The sequence below is a fragment of the Vibrio sp. genome, assembly GCF_050299255.1.
Taxonomy (GTDB): domain Bacteria; phylum Pseudomonadota; class Gammaproteobacteria; order Enterobacterales; family Vibrionaceae; genus Vibrio.
Genome location: NZ_JBNKVP010000152.1, coordinates 1 through 3,034, shown reverse-complemented (window position 1 = coordinate 3,034; position 3,034 = coordinate 1). Strand labels below are relative to the sequence as shown.

The following is a 3,034-nucleotide window of genomic DNA, read 5'->3' as shown; positions in this document are numbered from 1 at the left end:
CATTCGCACAAAACGCTCGCGATACGCTCAGTTGGTCGAGTTTGGTTGAGAATTGCAATCTGCCCATCACGCGTGGCCTGATCCGTACAGAAGAAGATCTCTTGCGCGGTGACATCATAGAAGAGCTTATGTGTTATCTTTCTGTCGATGTGGAAGCCGTTTGCCAACGACACCGCTTGCCAGTGTATTAGGTTATCTGGAAACCTGGCGGCTGCAGCATCCGCAATCAGACCCTCTGATCGAAGTGGCCTACCGTAACGGCAATGCGTTGAGTCGTCAGCTCCAATCGCTGTTACAGACGGCGAAATCGCAACAGAACCTGCCGGAATACCATTGTGAGCCGGTGGATCTGACGTCGATGCTGCAAGCCTGTCAGCAGGCGATAATGCCACAGCTAGCAAGGCAAAACGTTAGCCTGACTCTGGACACCGATCCGCAATTAACCACCGTGGGTGATGAGCAGTTGCTGGAACGGCTGTGGCACAATCTGCTGGAAAACGCCCTGCGGCACAGCCCTCCGGGTAACGACATAGTGCTGCATGCCCGGTGTAACCACCAAACCAATCGGATAGAGTGCTCGGTGACTAACCAGGTGTGCCCGGAAGCGCCACACGGGGAGTTGGGCATCGGGACCCGAATCGTGAAATCTATCCTGATGCTGCACCACAGTGCCTTGGATACCGAATCAAACGGCCAGCAGTTTCGTCAGTCTTTCGAGCTGGAGGCTGTGGCTGGCTAACTATTCTGCTTTCCCGTCTGCAATAGCGGGTTTTATGCCGTAAAAACCTAGCCCGGTTAACGGCTTATACTCGCTTCTCACTATCGCTATGCTTATTTGTGCCTCAAGTTCATTAATGTTTTTCCAAACCGAGGGATAATCGTTTTTCCAGCCATGGATTACACTGTTGTTAATTGCTTATTAACGGCCTGTGACGGTTGTCACATAAAGGCTGACCCTACCTGAGAGCGATAAACAGACTCTCCATAACAACTAGGAAGGAATGCTAATGTCTTCTGCATTTTACCAACAGATCCAACAGCAAATCGACGAAGTTAAAGCTGAAGGTCTGTATAAATCCGAACGTGTCATCACTTCGCAGCAACAGGCTGCAGTAAAAATCGCCAGCGGTGAAGAAGTACTGAACTTCTGTGCCAACAACTATCTGGGTCTGGCTAACCACCCTGCGCTGATCGAAGCGGCTAAACAGGGCCTGGATGAGCACGGTTTCGGTATGGCTTCGGTACGTTTTATCTGCGGTACCCAAGACATTCACAAGGAACTGGAGCAGAAGCTGTCTCAATTCCTGGGTAAAGAAGACACCATCCTTTACACCTCTTGTTTTGACGCCAACGCTGGCCTGTTCGAAACCATCCTCGATAAAGAAGACGCGATCATATCTGATGCGCTGAACCACGCTTCTATCATCGATGGCGTGCGTCTGTGTAAAGCGATGCGTTTCCGTTACGCTAACAACAATATGGAAGAGCTTGAGCAGCAACTTATCGCGGCAGACGAAGCCGGTGCTCGCAACAAGCTGATCGTCACCGATGGCGTATTCTCGATGGACGGTGTTGTGGCTAACCTGCCAGCTATCTGTGACCTGGCGGACAAATACAACGCGCTGGTTATGGTGGATGATTCTCACGCTGTTGGCTTTATGGGCAAAACCGGCGCCGGTACTCATGAGTACCACGACGTTGTCGACCGTATCGACATCATTACCGGTACCCTGGGTAAAGCAATGGGCGGCGCTTCAGGTGGCTATACTTCTGGTAAGAAAGAAGTGATCGAATGGCTGCGTCAGCGTTCTCGTCCGTACCTGTTCTCTAACTCTGTTGCCCCTGCAATCGTAAACGCTTCCATCCGTGTTCTGGATCTGCTGCAGGAAAGCGGTGATCTGCGTGACCACCTGTGGGAAAACGCGGCGCACTTCCGTGCTCGCATGAGTGACGCAGGCTTCACCCTGGCCGGTGCTGACCACGCGATCATCCCAATCATGCTTGGCGATGCGAAAGTAGCAGCTGAATTTGCAGAACGCGCACTGGAAAAAGGCATATACGTTATCGGCTTCTCGTTCCCTGTCGTACCAAAAGGTCAGGCACGTATCCGTACCCAGATGTCAGCCGCGCATTCTCGCGAGCAACTGGATAAAGCCATTGATGCCTTTATCGAAGTTGGTAAGGACATGGGCATTATCTAATTTGTTTGCCCTGAGCTTATTCGGGGCAATATTTGGTGAACAAAATGAAAATTAAAGCACTCTCTAAGCTGAAGCCTGAACAAGGCATCTGGATGACAGAAGTGGACATGCCTGAGCTTGGCCACAACGATCTGCTGATCAAGATTAAAAAGACCGCAATCTGTGGTACCGACGTACACATCTACAACTGGGACGAGTGGTCACAAAATACTATTCCTGTGCCTATGGTAGTTGGCCACGAATACGTGGGTGAAGTAGTTGGCATTGGCCAGGAAGTTCGCGGTTTTGAAATTGGTGACCGCGTCTCTGGCGAAGGTCACATCACTTGTGGTCACTGCCGTAACTGTCGTGGCGGCCGTACTCACCTGTGTCGTAACACAGTGGGTGTGGGTGTAAACCGCACCGGTGCTTTCTCTGAATATCTGGTTATCCCTGCGTTTAACGCATTTAAGATACCAGATGAAATTTCAGATGATCTGGCTTCTATCTTTGACCCGTTCGGCAACGCGGTACACACTGCACTGTCGTTTGACCTGGTGGGCGAAGATGTGCTGATCACCGGCGCTGGCCCTATCGGCATCATGGCTGCGGCAGTCGCCAAACACGTTGGTGCGCGTCACGTGGTGATTACCGACGTGAACGAATACCGTCTGGACCTGGCACGTAAAATGGGCGTAACCCGCGCCGTGAACGTAGCAGAGCAGGACCTGGAAGATGTGATGGCTGAACTGCGCATGACCGAAGGTTTTGACGTAGGCCTGGAGATGTCTGGTAACCCAATGGCGTTCAACTCTATGCTGAAAGCGATGAACCACGGCGGCCGTATCGCGCTG

Annotated in this window: 4 protein-coding genes; all 4 read left to right on the top strand. The window is 51.7% G+C overall.

Annotated features, from left to right (window positions below):
- Positions 1 to 191: hypothetical protein (locus ACQY6F_RS18595; RefSeq protein WP_428776580.1), on the top strand; the 191-nt coding region annotated here is incomplete at its 5' end.
- Entirely contained in the window at positions 161 to 739 is a 579-nt protein-coding gene (locus ACQY6F_RS18590; protein WP_428776579.1) for a sensor histidine kinase, read from the top strand. The genes ACQY6F_RS18595 and ACQY6F_RS18590, both read left to right, overlap by 31 nt.
- 268 nt (positions 740 to 1,007) lie before the next feature.
- Positions 1,008 to 2,201, top strand: a complete 1,194-nt coding sequence (locus ACQY6F_RS18585) for a glycine C-acetyltransferase (RefSeq protein ID WP_428776577.1) — start codon at positions 1,008 to 1,010, stop codon at positions 2,199 to 2,201.
- Positions 2,202 to 2,245: 44 nt separating this feature from the next.
- On the top strand, positions 2,246 to 3,034 hold a 789-nt coding region (gene tdh / locus ACQY6F_RS18580), incomplete at its 3' end, for an L-threonine 3-dehydrogenase (RefSeq protein WP_428776576.1).